The organism is Bdellovibrio sp. HCB209 (assembly GCF_047306065.1).
Taxonomy (GTDB): Bacteria; Bdellovibrionota; Bdellovibrionia; order Bdellovibrionales; family Bdellovibrionaceae; genus Bdellovibrio.
Window position 1 is genome coordinate 2,635,411 of sequence record NZ_CP178618.1, and the last position, 14,276, is coordinate 2,649,686.

General features: G+C 45.9%; 16 protein-coding genes. 10 read left to right on the top strand and 6 right to left on the bottom strand.

All coding sequences use genetic code 11. From position 1 onward, the window contains the following. Window positions 1–128 precede the first annotated feature (128 nt). Window positions 129–905 (bottom strand): SDR family oxidoreductase, encoded by a 777-nt coding sequence (locus tag ACLVWP_RS12775; protein ID WP_413557733.1) that lies wholly within the window; start codon window positions 903–905, stop codon window positions 129–131. 115 nt (window positions 906–1,020) lie between these two features. Continuing rightward, window positions 1,021–2,916 (bottom strand): S8 family serine peptidase, encoded by a 1,896-nt coding sequence (locus ACLVWP_RS12780; protein ID WP_413557734.1) that lies wholly within the window; start codon window positions 2,914–2,916, stop codon window positions 1,021–1,023. Between the two features lie 176 nt (window positions 2,917–3,092). Between ACLVWP_RS12780 and ACLVWP_RS12785 the strand changes: the two genes are divergently transcribed. From ACLVWP_RS12785 to ACLVWP_RS12795, 3 genes are all read left to right on the top strand, one after another. Further along, window positions 3,093–3,704 carry a DUF502 domain-containing protein gene (locus ACLVWP_RS12785; RefSeq protein WP_413557735.1) on the top strand — a complete coding sequence of 204 codons (612 nt, stop codon included), beginning with the start codon at window positions 3,093–3,095 and terminating at the stop codon, window positions 3,702–3,704. Next, window positions 3,704–5,113, top strand: a complete 1,410-nt coding sequence (locus ACLVWP_RS12790; protein ID WP_413557736.1) for a hypothetical protein — start codon at window positions 3,704–3,706, stop codon at window positions 5,111–5,113. The genes ACLVWP_RS12785 and ACLVWP_RS12790 overlap by 1 nt, the downstream gene beginning before the upstream one ends. Before the next feature lie 1,036 nt (window positions 5,114–6,149). After that, window positions 6,150–6,503: a hypothetical protein gene (locus tag ACLVWP_RS12795; protein WP_413557737.1), complete on the top strand. Its 354-nt coding sequence runs from the start codon at window positions 6,150–6,152 to the stop codon at window positions 6,501–6,503. 94 nt (window positions 6,504–6,597) lie between these two features. Here the strand turns inward: ACLVWP_RS12795 and ACLVWP_RS12800 are convergent, their stop codons facing one another. Next, window positions 6,598–8,136, bottom strand: a complete 1,539-nt coding sequence (locus ACLVWP_RS12800; RefSeq protein ID WP_413557738.1) for a M17 family metallopeptidase — start codon at window positions 8,134–8,136, stop codon at window positions 6,598–6,600. Window positions 8,137–8,188: 52 nt separating this feature from the next. Here ACLVWP_RS12800 and ACLVWP_RS12805 point away from each other — a divergent pair, with 52 nt between their 5' ends. The 6 genes from ACLVWP_RS12805 to ACLVWP_RS12830 all read left to right on the top strand — a co-directional run bounded on the left by ACLVWP_RS12805 (window position 8,189) and on the right by ACLVWP_RS12830 (window position 11,740). Then, on the top strand, window positions 8,189–9,220 hold the full coding sequence (locus tag ACLVWP_RS12805) for an endonuclease/exonuclease/phosphatase family protein (RefSeq protein WP_413557739.1): 1,032 nt from the start codon (window positions 8,189–8,191) through the stop codon (window positions 9,218–9,220). A gap of 56 nt (window positions 9,221–9,276) precedes the next feature. Continuing rightward, window positions 9,277–9,666 (top strand): Co2+/Mg2+ efflux protein ApaG, encoded by a 390-nt coding sequence (gene apaG, locus ACLVWP_RS12810; protein WP_413557741.1) that lies wholly within the window; start codon window positions 9,277–9,279, stop codon window positions 9,664–9,666. A gap of 108 nt (window positions 9,667–9,774) precedes the next feature. Beyond that, window positions 9,775–10,083, top strand: a complete 309-nt coding sequence (locus tag ACLVWP_RS12815; RefSeq protein ID WP_413557743.1) for a hypothetical protein — start codon at window positions 9,775–9,777, stop codon at window positions 10,081–10,083. Next, window positions 10,055–10,654: a GNAT family N-acetyltransferase gene (locus tag ACLVWP_RS12820; protein ID WP_413557745.1), complete on the top strand. Its 600-nt coding sequence runs from the start codon at window positions 10,055–10,057 to the stop codon at window positions 10,652–10,654. The genes ACLVWP_RS12815 and ACLVWP_RS12820 overlap by 29 nt, the downstream gene beginning before the upstream one ends. 136 nt (window positions 10,655–10,790) lie before the next feature. After that, window positions 10,791–11,000 (top strand): hypothetical protein, encoded by a 210-nt coding sequence (locus ACLVWP_RS12825; protein ID WP_413557747.1) that lies wholly within the window; start codon window positions 10,791–10,793, stop codon window positions 10,998–11,000. Window positions 11,001–11,113: 113 nt separating this feature from the next. After that, a complete protein-coding gene (locus ACLVWP_RS12830; RefSeq protein ID WP_413557748.1) occupies window positions 11,114–11,740 on the top strand; it encodes a hypothetical protein in 627 nt (208 codons plus the stop codon). 15 nt (window positions 11,741–11,755) lie between these two features. Here ACLVWP_RS12830 and pdxH read toward each other — a convergent pair whose 3' ends face one another. The 3 genes from pdxH to ACLVWP_RS12845 all read right to left on the bottom strand — a co-directional run bounded on the left by pdxH (window position 11,756) and on the right by ACLVWP_RS12845 (window position 13,586). Next, window positions 11,756–12,346 (bottom strand): pyridoxamine 5'-phosphate oxidase, encoded by a 591-nt coding sequence (gene pdxH / locus ACLVWP_RS12835; protein WP_413557750.1) that lies wholly within the window; start codon window positions 12,344–12,346, stop codon window positions 11,756–11,758. 4 nt (window positions 12,347–12,350) lie between these two features. After that, the gene (locus ACLVWP_RS12840) at window positions 12,351–13,052 is read right to left on the bottom strand and encodes an FKBP-type peptidyl-prolyl cis-trans isomerase (protein ID WP_413557752.1); all 702 of its coding nucleotides are present in this window, start codon (window positions 13,050–13,052) and stop codon (window positions 12,351–12,353) included. Window positions 13,053–13,196: 144 nt separating this feature from the next. After that, on the bottom strand, window positions 13,197–13,586 hold the full coding sequence (locus tag ACLVWP_RS12845) for a response regulator (RefSeq protein WP_413557753.1): 390 nt from the start codon (window positions 13,584–13,586) through the stop codon (window positions 13,197–13,199). Between the two features lie 264 nt (window positions 13,587–13,850). Here ACLVWP_RS12845 and ACLVWP_RS12850 point away from each other — a divergent pair, with 264 nt between their 5' ends. Beyond that, a complete protein-coding gene (locus ACLVWP_RS12850) occupies window positions 13,851–14,243 on the top strand; it encodes a hypothetical protein (RefSeq protein ID WP_413557755.1) in 393 nt (130 codons plus the stop codon). The last annotated feature ends 33 nt before the right edge of the window (window positions 14,244–14,276 follow it).

Below are 14,276 nucleotides of genomic sequence, written 5' to 3' on the forward strand. Positions count from 1 at the left end.
ACTGATGTCACCTACAACTCTTATGCCGTGTTAAAAGGGACTTATTCTATCTGGAGAGGTTTCTCTGTTTAGAGAGTAGACGAACGCTGTCAACCCGATCAATTTCTTATGACTCTTTGGATGGCTTATCACAGCGAAGGTGTTCTGCCACCGTCCACGGGAAGATTAATACCATTAATATAAGAGGCCGCGGGACTTACCAGGAAGGCAATGCCCTCAGCGGCTTCCTTGGGTTCACCAATACGACCTGCGGGGATCGTTTTGATCCATTGTTCTTCCACTTCATCGACAGTATTCCCTGACTTCTGCGCAGCTGCTCCCATGAGTGATTCAATTCGGCCCGTGCGGATATATCCAGGCAACATATTATTAACGGTAATTCCGAAAGCCCCCAACTCCCCCGCCAATGTTTTTGACCAATTCGCCATCGCTCCACGAACGGTGTTGGAAACGCCTAATCCAGGAATAGGATTTTTGACGGAAGTGGAAATAATATTCACGATTCTGCCGTAACCAGAAGAACGCATCGAGGGAACAACCGTTTGCACCAGTAAGTGAGCGGCTTTCAGATGCGCCTTAAAAGGTGCTTCAAATTCTTCGATCGAGACATCAAGCAAAGCTCCGCCTTTAGGTCCGCCCGAATTATTAATCAAAATCTGCACGTTCTCTTTCGCAATTTCAGGAAGAATTTTTTTAAGGGTGTCAGTATCGGCAAGATCGACAGCAAAGTATTTGTGCCCACTGCCTTTGAAAGTTTTAAGGAGTTCTTTAAGAGCATCTTCGTTACGAGCCAAGGCAATCACACGCGCACCTCTTTCCGCCAGCAATTTCGCTGTCGCCTGACCGATTCCTTGCGAAGCTCCACACACCACTGCTGTTTTACCTTGAAGATCCCATGAACTCATAACGCCTCCGCCTTCGAGAGAATATTTCAGCAAGAATCGCAGGCGTGGGCAAAATAAAAAAGGGGCACTCTTAACGAGTACCCCTCTTGGTGGTTTCTAATTTACTAAGCAGGACCTACGACTTCACAAGGTTGGCTGTCCACTGTTGGATCATAGCCAGAGTTCCCTGTTTCGCGTTTGCGAATTGCACCCCGTAGGATTGGTTCGCTTCGCTCCACACGACTTGACCCTGCACCTCGATGATCTCGTTGCCATCTGGGCTTTGGATTCGCATCGTGATGATACCGCCTTTTTCGAGAGCTTGGTCGGTGTTGAATGACAGACCCCCTTGAGAGATCGAGTTCATTGAACCTACCAACTCGCGATCGCCAACCATTACTTTGATCGATGATTGCATTTTGAAGCGGTCATGACGGCGTTTGTTTTTCGGATCATTTGCCATCGCACGTTGACGAAGGACAACCCAAACCATCATCGGAATCATCATCAAACCAAGAACCACACCCGCAGTTGGATTCGTACCACCTGCACCCGGGCCTTGGTGAATCGCTGTCGTCACCAAACCGCAACCTGAACCACCCGCAGCGTCTTCAGCAGAAGCCGGATAACGACTTGCTGAGTACACATACGTTGGCTGAGCCGAAGCTTCGTTATGACTTGCTTGCACCGCTTGGATCAAGTTTCCTGAGTCAATGCGCGCACTCGTAGAAACATAGTTAGCAAGACCACTGATCGAGTCAGCAGTTGCGAACAATTTCTGTTTGATTTGATAACCCGTCAAATGCGGCTCTTCACGCAAAGCCAATGCCGCAACACCTGCTACGAATGGCGCCGCCATACTCGTACCAGACATATAGTTATAACCGCCACCTGGAACTGTACTTAGGATACTTTCACCAGGGCTCGCGATATGAACTGTGCTTTTACCATAGTTAGAGAAAGAAGATTTTTGATCGTACGAATTTACTGACAACACCGAAACCACGCTCGGTAGGTCATAGTTCGCTGGATACATCGGAACACTGTCATTGTTGCTGTTATAGTTACCAGCAGCATTCACAATCAAAACACCATTATTATAAGCAGCCGTTAAAGAGTCCAACAACGCTCTAGAGAAGTTCGAACCACCCCAAGAGTTGTTGATCACTTGCGCGCCATTATTTACGGCATAATCAATCGCCTTGATGGCAGTAGCTGTTGTACCTGAACCATCCGCACCCAATGATTTCACTGGCATGATCAGGATTTTAGATTCAGGTAATGGGCGTTGGAAGATATTCATCCCCGCACCCACTACGATACCCGCCACGTGTGTTCCGTGGTTGTTATCATCACTTACGTTTGGAGAGTTCGAAACGAAGTTCCAACCATTGATATCGTCGACAAAACCGTTACCGTCATCGTCGTAGCCCGGAACGCCCGAAGCTTCCATTTGGTTCACCCAAACAGCACCCGAACCACCATTTGCCACTGTTTTAAACACGGGATGCGTGCGATCCAAACCTGAATCCACGACAGCCACGATCACTTTGCCAGAGTTCGAAGACAATGAAGTCGATGAATTCCAAGCATTAGCAACCTGTGTGCTCGCTACTGTTGATTGAGAGAACTGAGAATAGGACGTCGAATTCGTAGAAACCCAGTTATTAGTCACCAAAGTTTGCAAAGCATAACCTTGGGATGCGTTCTCAGCATAAATGCTCGTGCTCGTAGACCATATATAGTTAGGCTCTACGTACTCTACATCTGGATCTGATTTAAGATCCGCGACCTCTTGAGCTTGATTTGATAACGATTTAACTGAAACGTGGTACATGCCCAGCTTACTGTAGGCACCTCTCATAGTGACTCTTTGCGCAAGTCGGGAACGAATCCCCTGCTGATTAGTACCGGAAGACGCATTACGTACCTTCACGATGTACTCGCCTGGAACGACATTCGACATCTGTGCGAACGCCATCCCACTCCATGCGACACTTGTTACTATGAAACCTAATACAATGCGTTTCACGGCTTCTCCTTAGAAATTGACCCTTAACTATTCGGCAGATGGTCCAGGAAAACTGAGGAGAAATGCGCATAATATAGAGACCCATTTTGAGACTGGAGGTAAGGCCTTGATGAGACTAGCCTTACCTGATATTAATTTTTTGACGATACAAAGAGAGACATAAGGATCATCCAGCTATGAAACAGCTTCAGAAAATTTTCTTGCAAGGTCTTGTGACCTTCTTACCGATCGCACTGACAATTTATATTATCTACGCGGGCGTTTCGATTGTGGATAGCATCCTAGGAGATGCTCTTCGCCAAGTGATGCCGATGTATATTCCGGGTTTGGGATTCCTCCTCACAATCCTTCTGATCTTCTTCCTAGGCTTTTTGCTGAACAACCTAATCGCAGCCGGTATCTTTAGTAAGTTTGAACAAAAGATGACTCAGGTTCCATTGATCAAAGCGGTTTACAGCCCGCTTCGCGACCTGATGAATATGTTCTCGAAAAGTGGCGGCCCTGGTGGAGCCATGCAGACTGTGGTGCTAGTCGACATTGCTGGCAACGGCATCCGTGCGATGGGCTTGGTAACTCGTGAAAGCTTCGCAGACATTCCTGCGATTCAAGCGAATGCCAACGATCATGTTTCTGTGTACATCCCAATGAGTTATGGTTTAGGTGGATTCACACTGTTGATTCCTCGCAGCCGTATCACACCAATTGACATCCCTATCGAAAGAGCGATGAGCCTTGCGATCACGGGCTGGGTGAAAGCTGACAAAGACAAACATGAAGGTGATAAGTAATGACGGATTCCTCATGTGCGACCACTGTTTCTAAGGCTTTAAAAATCAACAACGACCTGGCTCGTTACGGCGCCTTTGCTGAAATCGGTGCCGGTCAAGAAGTGGCTCGCCACTTCTTCCAAGCGGGCAAAGCTTCCCAAACAATCGCTAAGACCATCTCTGCTTACGACATGATCGTCAGTGACGAAATCTATGGTCGCGAAGCGAACGGTCGTTATGTTTGTGAACCACGCCTGGAAAAAATGCTAGATCACGAGTACAAGCTTTTGATTGAGCGCTTAAGTGGCCCACGTGGTGCCTCGACTTGTTTCTTTTCTTTTGCATCAACGGTTGCAACCGCTTCTGTAGGCTCAAACAAGCAATCCCATGGCTGGATGGGTGTTCGTTTCCAAGCCTCCCCTGGTGGCCAAGCGAACGAAATCATCCTTCACGTGCGCATGCTAGATCGTCACCGTCTGCAACAACAGGAAGCCCTGGGTGTTTTGGGTGTGAATCTGATCTATGGTGCCTTCTATGGTTTGAACGATGTTGATAACTTTGTTTCTCACTTGGTTGAAAACCTGAAGGACGACCAAGTCGTTATCGACGTTATTAAATTCAACGGACCTGACCTTAAGCACTTCGACAATCGTTTGATGAATCTGGAATTGGTTCATAAGGGATTGGCTGAAGCTATCATGTTCTCCCCTAAAAATGAGATCCTGAATGTGGCTGATGCGGTTTACGGTAAATCCCTGCTGATTCAACGTGGGACCTTCCGTCCTGTAACGACTACTCATATCGACGTGATTCAAAAAGGTGTCGCTCAGCTCAAAGGTGAAGTGAAAGCCATCGAAGGCAAGGACCTAGAAATCCTGCCTGTGATGGAACTAACCATGCACAACCTTTTGACTGATGGAGATGTGAACGAAAAAGACTTCCTAGAGCGCGTCGAAACTCTGACGAGCCTAGGATATCACGTTCTGATTTCAAATTTCCGTTTGTTCTATACTTTGAAAAGATTCATCCGTCGCTACAACCAAAACCTGATGGCTTTGATTATCGGTGCCAGTCACTTGGAAAAGCTTTTCCAAGAGTCGCACTATAAAAATCTAGAAGGTGGTTTGTTAGAAGGTTTGGGTAAACTTTTGGAGCAAAAAACCAAAGTCTACGTCTACCCTCATAAGACATCTCAAATGTGTATGACGACGAAGAGTTTCTTTCCACCGAACAACCTACGCCACATCTATACTTACTTCGTGGAAAGTAAGCAGATTGTGGACGTATCTGGTTGCGATGAAACAGCTGATTACCTGCACTCGGGCGATGTGATCAAAATGATCCAAGCTGGAGATTCAGCATGGGAAAAGTTCGTTCCTGAAAAAGCTGTAAAGGCTATCAAGACACAAAAACTATTCGGTTATAAGTAATTATAAAACACCTGGATTTATTATTCGTACGAGGATTTTATTTCAGGTGTTTGTGTTGTCGGCGCGAGTCTACGTGCGCCTAAAGAAGATGTCTTAGTGCAAGTTTGCAAGACAAGATAGAAGAGTAGAGTTCTCTTTTTCATTTACGTTCAAAGTCATTTTGGCTTTGATCATTTCAAGTAGCTTAACCATTAATTAGCGCCTCCTTTCATTGCACCAATATACGGTAGATATGCCCAATTTCTCCAACGCATAACAAGAATTCAGATATTCACGAAACGCATACATCCCTTCTCCAGACCTAAGTAGAGCCATTTCCACCCCACTTCTGGTGGTTTTCTCAGTGGGTTCTCGGTTCATTCTCATTCGATTTTCATAAACGAGAATGACTTTCAAAATCTTGGATATCTGCCGATGAGGCTCATAACCTATAACAGTTGGAGGTGCCCGTGAGCCTAGTGCAGCTTATCTCTGGAACCGAATGCAAAATCTCTATTGTATCAATGGAGACTCTGAATCTTATCAATGGACTTCTGTCCCCTTCTACTTCTCGCAAAGAAGTCTTCCGCTTGTGCTGCAAAGCTGGAATCTGTCCTGTCACTTTACTCCGTCCTCAGAGGTAACTAGCTCCGAACCCTGACTTGGGCCCCCGTCGGCCCTTGCCTCCTCACTCCACGACACGCCATCCTTGGCTCACCGTCGCCCGCCTTTGGCGGGTTCGCGCATCGTGCGCCGACGGAGGTCGTTGCGTGAGGAGGCAAGGTCCGCCGTGGTCACAAGTCATGGTGGACTGTTTTTTGGACGGAGTGGGCGTGAGTTGTGAGCTTCAATTCTGTGATGTTCGTCCCCCAAGGCGGCTTTTGTGGTGGGTGGTGTTTTCCCAATCCTATCTACTGCAAAGGTAGTCACAGTATTGGAGCTCAGAGCTCATGCCTTTTTTTCTTGGTGTCAGAGTGGCTCTCGTTTTGTTGGCATTCCCTTTGCTTTGGTTGTCGTTACCTTCGCTGATGAAGGACAACCACAGGGGGAATTTTTTATGATGATGAGACGTGTTTTTGCTGCTTTTGTTGCTATGGCTACTTTGATGATTTCTCTTCCTTCTGTGGCTCAATCTCGTGATCGTGATATGCGTGGAGATCAAGATCTTCAGCGTCGGGTTTATCAGTTGGAGTCTCAAGTTTATCAACTCTCTCAACGAATGGAGCGATTGGAGTATGGATCGGCTCCTTCTCGGGGGTGGGTTTGTGTAGTTAAAGATTCGACTTGGGGCAAAGTTTATAAAGGACAATCTGAGACACGACTTGAAGCTGCTGCCGCTGCGACGAATGCTTGTATTGCTGCTTCCTTTGAAAGTAGCTGCCGCACGGAACCAGCTTGCGAACGTAAATAACAAAAGGTGCCTGGCGCTTTTTAGGAACGCTTTGCAAAATAAAAAACCACGGCTTTTTAGACCGTGGTTTTTTTGTTTTTTGGATCTGTGAAATTTAAACGCGAGCTTCTAAGAATTCGATCAAGCATTGAACGGCTTGGCCTGATCCACCGCTGCTGCCGATGGCACCACTTGCACGGTCTGCCCAAGCATAAATGTCTAAATGCGCCCACTTTTTGCCGCCGACAAATTTTTGTAGGAACAAGGCTGCTGTGATTGCTCCGCCGAATCCGCCGCCTGAGTTTTTGCAGTCTGCGAATGGTGACGATAGGTCGCCCCAGTATTTATCAAACAGTGGCATTCTCCAGTTCAAATCACCAGCACGTTGACCGGCTTTCGTAAGCTCACTCGCCAAGTCATCGTCGTTCGAGAAAAGACCTGCGATCTCTGCACCCAAACCAACTTTGATGGCACCAGTTAAAGTCGCCACGTCGATCACGTATTCAGGATCGTCAGAACCTTTTTGCTTACAAGCTACGTCCAATACATCCGCCAACACCAAACGGCCTTCAGCATCTGTATTGTCGATTTCTACTTTCATACCGTTACGAGCTGTCACGATGTCACCAGGACGGAAAGCGTTTGCGTCCACTGAGTTTTCAGCCAATGCCAAATAGAAATCCAAAGGACCTGGGTACTGAGATTCAGAGGCCCACAATGCCAAACCGACAACCGCAGCAGAACCGCCCATGTCTTTTTTCATCAAGCGCATCGCTGATGAAGGTTTGATATCCAAGCCACCCGTATCGAAAGTGATACCTTTACCAACGAAGGCCACTGGTTTTAGACCTGACTTTTTCGTTGGACGATATTTCAAGTGAACCATGCGAGGACCGTTGCTAGCCCCCTGCCCTACAGCCACATGCAATCCCATTTTTTCAGACGCCAATTTCTTGTCATCCCAAATAGTGATTTTTAGATTTTTACCCCAAGCGATTTTCTTAGAAGCCAAATCAGAATATGATTTCGGATTCAAATCATTCGGAGGCAAGTTCACCAAGTGACGAGCTAGTGTCACCGCACGTGCGCGCACTGAAGCGTCTTTGATCAAAGATTTATCAAAGTCGTCAGATGATTTCACCAAAGATACTTTTGGCAAATCCACCAACTGTTTTCCGTCAACGAATTGGCGGTAGTTGTAAGGAGCCATGTCCAAACCAACCAAAGCACCGAGCTCTTGAACTTTTTCAGTTCCAGAGAACTCAATACGCAATGCTTTTACTTGGTGAGATTTAAAGTGAGCCACCAAAGAGCCGAATTGATCACGAGCCCATGTGTAAGAGGCTTCATCCAATAAGCCATCATGACCTACAGAGTTTTTGCCTCTTGGGCGCAAAATCCAAACGGGACCTTGAAGGCCTACGAAGGACATGAACTCTTTGTCGTTCTTTTTAATAGATTCCATTTGCCATGCCAAAGCATGCTCTTCAACCAAACCGTTCAGTTTATTGGCGTCCTCAGAACCCAAGAAATAGACAAAACCTGTCAATTCATTCTTAGTTTTAAGTTCCTTGCCAATATCAAATGTTTCAATCCATGAACGGATTTGCAATTTTGTGGACGTTTTAGCGGCTGTTGCCTTCTTTTTTGCCACGATTCCCTCACTTTTCCTTTGAGCTTAAGACCGAAATCCCTAGAATATTAATATGACGTGGACAGAGACCACAAACCTTAAATTTTGCTTACTCAATGCAGAGAACCTGTTTCTGCTATTTGACGAGCCGCCAACGGCTGAGGTCCTCAAGTACAATGAGCGTCAATGGCAAGGTCAGTCCATTTCCATATATGAGAACAAGTCTTTAAAGAAATGCGAAGACATCGCGAAGTCCCTGCTCGAAATCAATGCCGATATTATTATGCTCTGCGAGGTCGGCGGCTTTGAATCATTAAAAAACTTCAACCAACTCTTCTTAAACAGCGCCTACTCCCCGTGTTTGATTGAGGGTAACTCTGATCGCAATATCGATGTGGGCTTTTTGATTCGCAAAGGCCTTCCGTTTTATTTTGACCTTCTGTCCAACAAATCTCGCCCGATCAATTACCTTTACCCGCACGAGCGCCAAAGCTTGGCGGAAGGCTATCAGGTTAAAGGTGGCAAGGTTACGACCAGCCATCGTTTTTCCCGAGATGTGGTTGAGTTAAGATTATTTAAGCAAGATAAAGACAAACCGTTCATGATTATCATGCTGACGCATCTGAAATCACGATTGGATCCTGAACGGATTGATCCCAACGGATTTGAACGCCGCCAGGCAGAGCTTCGTACTCTTTTAGAAATCTATCGTGAACTTGAAGATAAAAATCAGGGCATCCCTATTTTGGTGGCCGGAGATTTCAATGGGAACGCGGGAGTTCTAAACACGGACGAAGAATTCAAAGATATTTATACGTCCACAGGACTTAAAGATGTTTTTGAAGTTGCTAACTTAACTCCAGAACAGCGCGCTACTTTTTACCAAGTTAAAAGCAGTGCGCGAACTGAAGGGCGTCAAATTGATTTCGCCTTTCTCTCACCATTGATGCAATCCTTATTAAAAGCCAATTCGGCTCAAGCGTTCCGTTATCGAGACGAGTTCGGCAGCGAACGCGGGATTCCACAAACGATGGAAGCAAAAATGCGAATTCCTTCAGATCATTATCCGATCGTGTTTGAAATCGAGAATATCGTTTTGCGCTAAATGCTCCCCTACAGTTTTGATTGATCCCCACCCCGGTTTTCTGTACATTCAAATGTATGGGCATGCAGAAAACGATCGTTCCAGAATTTAAAATCAACGCAAAAGTAGTCTACGTTCCATCGGAATCAAACGTGGAAAAGGGCTATCACTTTTTTGCTTATAAAATCGCGATCACAAATCAAGGATCTTCCCCAGCTCAATTGATGAGTCGCCACTGGATCATTACTGATTCTATGGGTAAAAAAGAAGAAGTACGTGGCCCTGGCGTGATCGGTATGCAGCCGAAAATTCAGCCTGGCCAAACCTTTGAATACGACAGCGCCTGCCCTTTAAATACAACAACAGGCAGCATGCAGGGTCGCTATCACATGATGACTGAGGACGGCCAAAGCTTCGTGGTGGAAATTCCTGAGTTCTATCTTATCGCACCGAATTCTTTACACTAGTTTGCGTCCATAAATAATCTCGCAGCCAAAAAGGTCTAGTTTTTAAAAGCCGCTCTGGTAAACGCAAAGCGGCCTGTGCTAAACCCTTCCCCAATTCGGAGGAATGGCATGGCAATGTTTAAAACTTTGCGAGAACTCTTAAAGCACCCCAAAAAAGATCTATGCATGTGCATGGTGGTTTCCGAGCAGGAAGGTGCCGAGATTTGGATGAATGGCGAGCAGACGGCTGTGGTTACTCCCCGCCTTGTGGCAATTCCTAAAAATGAAGACGTCAAAATCCAAGTACGCATGATCGGCCATGAACCTCACGAAGCTCTGGTACGCAGCTCTCACAATCTGAGCTATTACTATTGCAACCTGGAGCGCATTCCTCTTAGACTGGTACGCGATGAAATCGACTACTGTGCCACTGTTTAAAAAAACTGAACGCTTGATCCTGCGCCACCTCGAACCCTATGACTATGAAAACTGGTCACAAGCTTTCAGCATCATGCGCCCTCCGCAAAGCACTTGGGATGAAACCAACTGGGTGCTAAGCGAACTGACAAAAGCAAAGTTCAAAGAAAAACTTAAAAAAGAAGCTAAACGTCGCGCCGCTGATTCAGCTTATGAATTCAGCGTCTTTCGCCAAGATGACGGAATGCTTATTGGCCATGTCAGTATCGATGGCATCATTCGTGGAAATTTTCAAAATGGCATTATGGGCTATCGCATCTTCAATAATTTTTGGGGAGAAGGATACGCAACAGAGGCCTGCGCAGCGGCTCTCCAAATTGCATTCAAGGATTTAAAACTTCACCGCGTTGAAGCTTTTATTGAACCCGACAACAAGCCGTCTTTGAAGGTCGCAAAGAAAATTAAACTTCGCAAAGAAGGATTGAGCACTCGCCGAGTCTTTTGGAAAAAGAAATGGATCAATCTTTTGGCCTTCGCAGCGACTTGCGAAGACTTTGGCATTAAGTATAAATTCCCACCGAAATCGAAATAATTAACACCCAAAGTCTATGTCATTCAGCAGGCAATCATCTGCGTACTGACAAGTTACGGACTGTTCACTGGTGATCACTCCTTGAGGGGTTCAGAATCAATGCAGGATCTGAATCCTCGAAACAAAGGAGTGAAATATGGCACAACCATCATACTCTTCAGCAAAAACGACCGCGAACCAAGCAGCTTCAAAACTTGAAAGCGGTTACAAAGAACTTCAAGGCAGAGCACGTGAGTACATGGACACGTCTACTGACTTCGTAGCAGACCATCCCGTCAGCTCCGTTCTTGGCGCATGCGCCGTCGGATTCGTTGCCGGAATGTTAATCCGCTCACGCCGCTGGTAATAGCAACGAGGGCTTTTCTTAAGGCACCCCACAGAAAAGCCCTTCGTTCAACCTCATACAATTTTATGAAACTTTTAAAAACTCTTTTACATTCACATCCCGGGAGGACGTTCATGATGAAAATTCTTGGCAGCTTATTAGGTCTCTTTTTAGGTTCATCTTCTATGATTGGAAGAAGCCTCAACATCGATTTCAAAGGCATTCAAGCCAGTGTCTTCGATGAACTCGCTGTCAGAACACGTAAACCCGTGATGCTGGTTCTGTTAGGTTTTTGTGCGATCATGTTCTTCTGCGTGGGCTCATTCATGGCGATCCTCGATGCCACTCGCCAGTTTGATACGACCGGCACAATCGTAGCCACTGCCACATTGTGGACTGGTGTCGGAATCGCTGCCGTCACATTAGCGGGCTACATTTACATTTTCATGCACGAATGGCCGGGACTTAAAGAAGTAAATGCTCAGAAAAAAGCTGAACACGAAGCCTTCGAGAGAGAACAACAAGCAGCATCCCATCGCCAACCTTCAGATATCGAAGGCGCACTCGCTGCGGTACTAATGGATTTCGTCGATAGCAGAAAAATTCGTCGTGAACGCAGAAACTCAGAACGCGATCAACGCCGACACGACAGAGAAACCCGCCGCGCAGAAAGAGATGCACGCAGATCAGGACACGTTGCCCAAGACGATGCTTGGCGCACAGATCAAAATCAATCTTCTCAGGAACCTCCCCGTCACTAACGGGGTCAGGAGACTTTAAGGAGAACGCATGAAGGTGGACCAACCGCCTTCTTCGTTTCGTTGATAGACGAAGCGTTCATGCAAACGTCCGTTGTGACCAAACCAAAACTCAATTTCAGTCGGAACAACCAACCAGCCACCCCAATGCGGTGGACGCGGAATCGGCTGACCTTCGAATTGCTTTTCGTATTCTTGCACTCGACGAGCCAGATGATCGTAACTTGGAATTTCTTCGCTTTGATTTGAAGCCCATCCGCCGATTTGACTAAGGCGTGGACGAGTATTCCAGTAAGCATCGCTTTCTTCAGGGCGTACTTTAACAGCCATCCCCGTCACGCGAATCTGTTGCCAGATTGCTGGCCAATAAAAATTCAAACAGATATTTGGATTGTCTTCGAGATCGAGTCCCTTATGGCTATGGTAGTTGCCATAAAAAACAAAACCCTCTGGAGTTCTGTCTTTCATATAGACAACTCTCACAGAGGGAATGCCCCTATCATCCACAGTTGCAATCGACATCGCGTTTGCCTCTGGGATTTGTTTTTCGATCGCCTCTTTAAGAAGGCGATCGAAGTGAAGATAAGGGTCAATAGTTAGATCGAACATCAAACTATTTTTTAGCTTTTGCTGCTGGTTTTTCAGCTTTTACGATATCCATCAATTCTACTTCGAAAACTAGAACTGAATTTGGTGGGATACCTGGACGACCAGATGGGCCGTAAGCAAGTTCTGGTGGGATGAAAAGTTTTGCTTTAGAGCCAACTTTCATCAACTGAAGAGCTTCTGTCCAACCTGGGATAACGCCACCAACTGGGAATTCAGCTGGTTGACCACGCTCGTAAGAAGAGTCGAATTGTTCGCCGTTAGTCAAAGTACCTTTGTAGTGTACTTTTACTACGTCTTCTTTTTTAGGCATCGCGCCAGTGCCTTCTTTTTCGATGATGTATTGAAGACCAGAAGCAGTTGTTTTTACGCCCGCTGCTGTTTTGTTTTTCTCAAGATAGTCTTTACCAGCTTTAGAGTTAGTATCAGCTGCTTCTTGTTGTTTTTTCATCGCAAGTTCTTGAAGTTTCATCATCGCAGCTTGCATGTCTTCTTTAGTCATTTCGTTTTTGCCAGCAGAAGCATCTTTCAAAGCTTGCGCCAAAGCATCAGAATCGAAATCGATGTTTTGTTGTTTCAAGTTGCCACCAATTTGTTGACCAATAGCGTATGACGCTTTTTTGATATCAGTGTCCAACTTTACTTTTTTAGTGCAGGCAGTAGTAGCTGCAACTGCAACAACAAGGCCTCCAAGTACCAACTTATTCATTATGTCTCCCCATTCAAGGTTGTTTAAAATTCACAGACATCACATCTTGCGCCGATTTATTGAATTTTCAAATAGATGATGCGTGTTGACACGCGCGGTCTTTCGCGAATGTAAAGTTGGACGTATTTGCGTTGGAAAGTGGCATCAAAGGGAGTTGTTCAAAAAGTCTTCGGAGATCGCACCGTACAGTGCTTCAAAATTTAAAGGTTTGGGAATAAAGCGAAGTGATCCCTGATCATCGTTACCTTTGCGTGCATAGGGCGCACTCATCTCTGTGCAGATATAGATTTTCACGCGTGGGAACTTTTTCTGAACGACTTTGAGTAAAGCCAAATGATCCATGTCGGGCAAGTTCACTTTTGCGATCACTAAAAGTACAGGTTCGTGACCGAAACTTTCTAAGCGATTGATGCATTCTTGAGCATTTGCAGAGTGATGGAAATTGAAGCGCAACGCAGAAGTACTCTGCGAAATTTGCTGCTTAAACAAATTCAGTAGATTTGGTTCGTCATCTACTAACAGCACATGAACCATCTAAATCGAACTCCAATTATCAAACGTTTTCCAGGGCTTAACCCCTAACAAAAGTGTGCTCTGCGTTGCGACATTCAGCAAGTGTTTCTTACGTATTTTGACCCCGAACTTTGAAAAAACACCCGAGAATCCAATTATTTGCCGTTCTTCGGGTAATCAGAGGACCTTACTGTCAAGAGGGCGTCTCAAACTGGGAGCCGCTCTCTGTCCTCGTTGCCTCAAAAGCGAATTTCCGGGCACAATGGAGAAAAGGAAACTCACTTTATGCTCAGCTTTGTTATTCTTTTGCTCCTATCAGATCCGACGTTTGCGCAGTCGAAAAAGCTCAACACCAACCTTTATGAAGCCGAAAAAGTCGAGGCTAAAAAAGAGAACTTCACCGCGAAAGTTCGCGTGGTCAGAGACATCTCTGATGAAGTCGAAGTCTTTTTTGACTCCGATAAAGCGCGTGGTGCTTACACTTTGCCACGACGAATTGATTCCTATGCTGAAGTGCTTAAAACGCTAGAAGACTCTGCAGAACCCGGAGGCGGCTCCGTTGCAGTCACAGCTGATAGTGAAAAAAGAATTTTAAAAGTTGATAAGTCGTCCTCAAGATCGGGTTCTGGCTATAAAAAGAAAAGCGAATACGATCCCGGCGAAATTCCTGACATTTAGCATTACTCTTGCCATCACAGAGGGGAAGTGAGA

Bases quoted from the DNA above. Each gene is read 5' to 3' on its own strand.
- ACLVWP_RS12805 (WP_413557739.1), top strand. From the start codon at position 8,189: ATGACGTGGACAGAGACCACAAACCTTAAATTTTGCTTACTCAATGCA.
- ACLVWP_RS12775 (WP_413557733.1), bottom strand. From the start codon at position 905: ATGAGTTCATGGGATCTTCAAGGTAAAACAGCAGTGGTGTGTGGAGCT.
- ACLVWP_RS12815 (WP_413557743.1), top strand. From the start codon at position 9,775: ATGGCAATGTTTAAAACTTTGCGAGAACTCTTAAAGCACCCCAAAAAA.
- ACLVWP_RS12795 (WP_413557737.1), top strand. From the start codon at position 6,150: ATGATGATGAGACGTGTTTTTGCTGCTTTTGTTGCTATGGCTACTTTG.
- ACLVWP_RS12820 (WP_413557745.1), top strand. From the start codon at position 10,055: ATGAAATCGACTACTGTGCCACTGTTTAAAAAAACTGAACGCTTGATC.
- pdxH (WP_413557750.1), bottom strand. From the start codon at position 12,346: ATGTTCGATCTAACTATTGACCCTTATCTTCACTTCGATCGCCTTCTT.
- ACLVWP_RS12825 (WP_413557747.1), top strand. From the start codon at position 10,791: ATGGCACAACCATCATACTCTTCAGCAAAAACGACCGCGAACCAAGCA.
- ACLVWP_RS12840 (WP_413557752.1), bottom strand. From the start codon at position 13,052: ATGAATAAGTTGGTACTTGGAGGCCTTGTTGTTGCAGTTGCAGCTACT.
- apaG (WP_413557741.1), top strand. From the start codon at position 9,277: ATGGGCATGCAGAAAACGATCGTTCCAGAATTTAAAATCAACGCAAAA.
- ACLVWP_RS12790 (WP_413557736.1), top strand. From the start codon at position 3,704: ATGACGGATTCCTCATGTGCGACCACTGTTTCTAAGGCTTTAAAAATC.
- ACLVWP_RS12785 (WP_413557735.1), top strand. From the start codon at position 3,093: ATGAAACAGCTTCAGAAAATTTTCTTGCAAGGTCTTGTGACCTTCTTA.
- ACLVWP_RS12845 (WP_413557753.1), bottom strand. From the start codon at position 13,586: ATGGTTCATGTGCTGTTAGTAGATGACGAACCAAATCTACTGAATTTG.
- ACLVWP_RS12830 (WP_413557748.1), top strand. From the start codon at position 11,114: ATGATGAAAATTCTTGGCAGCTTATTAGGTCTCTTTTTAGGTTCATCT.
- ACLVWP_RS12850 (WP_413557755.1), top strand. From the start codon at position 13,851: ATGCTCAGCTTTGTTATTCTTTTGCTCCTATCAGATCCGACGTTTGCG.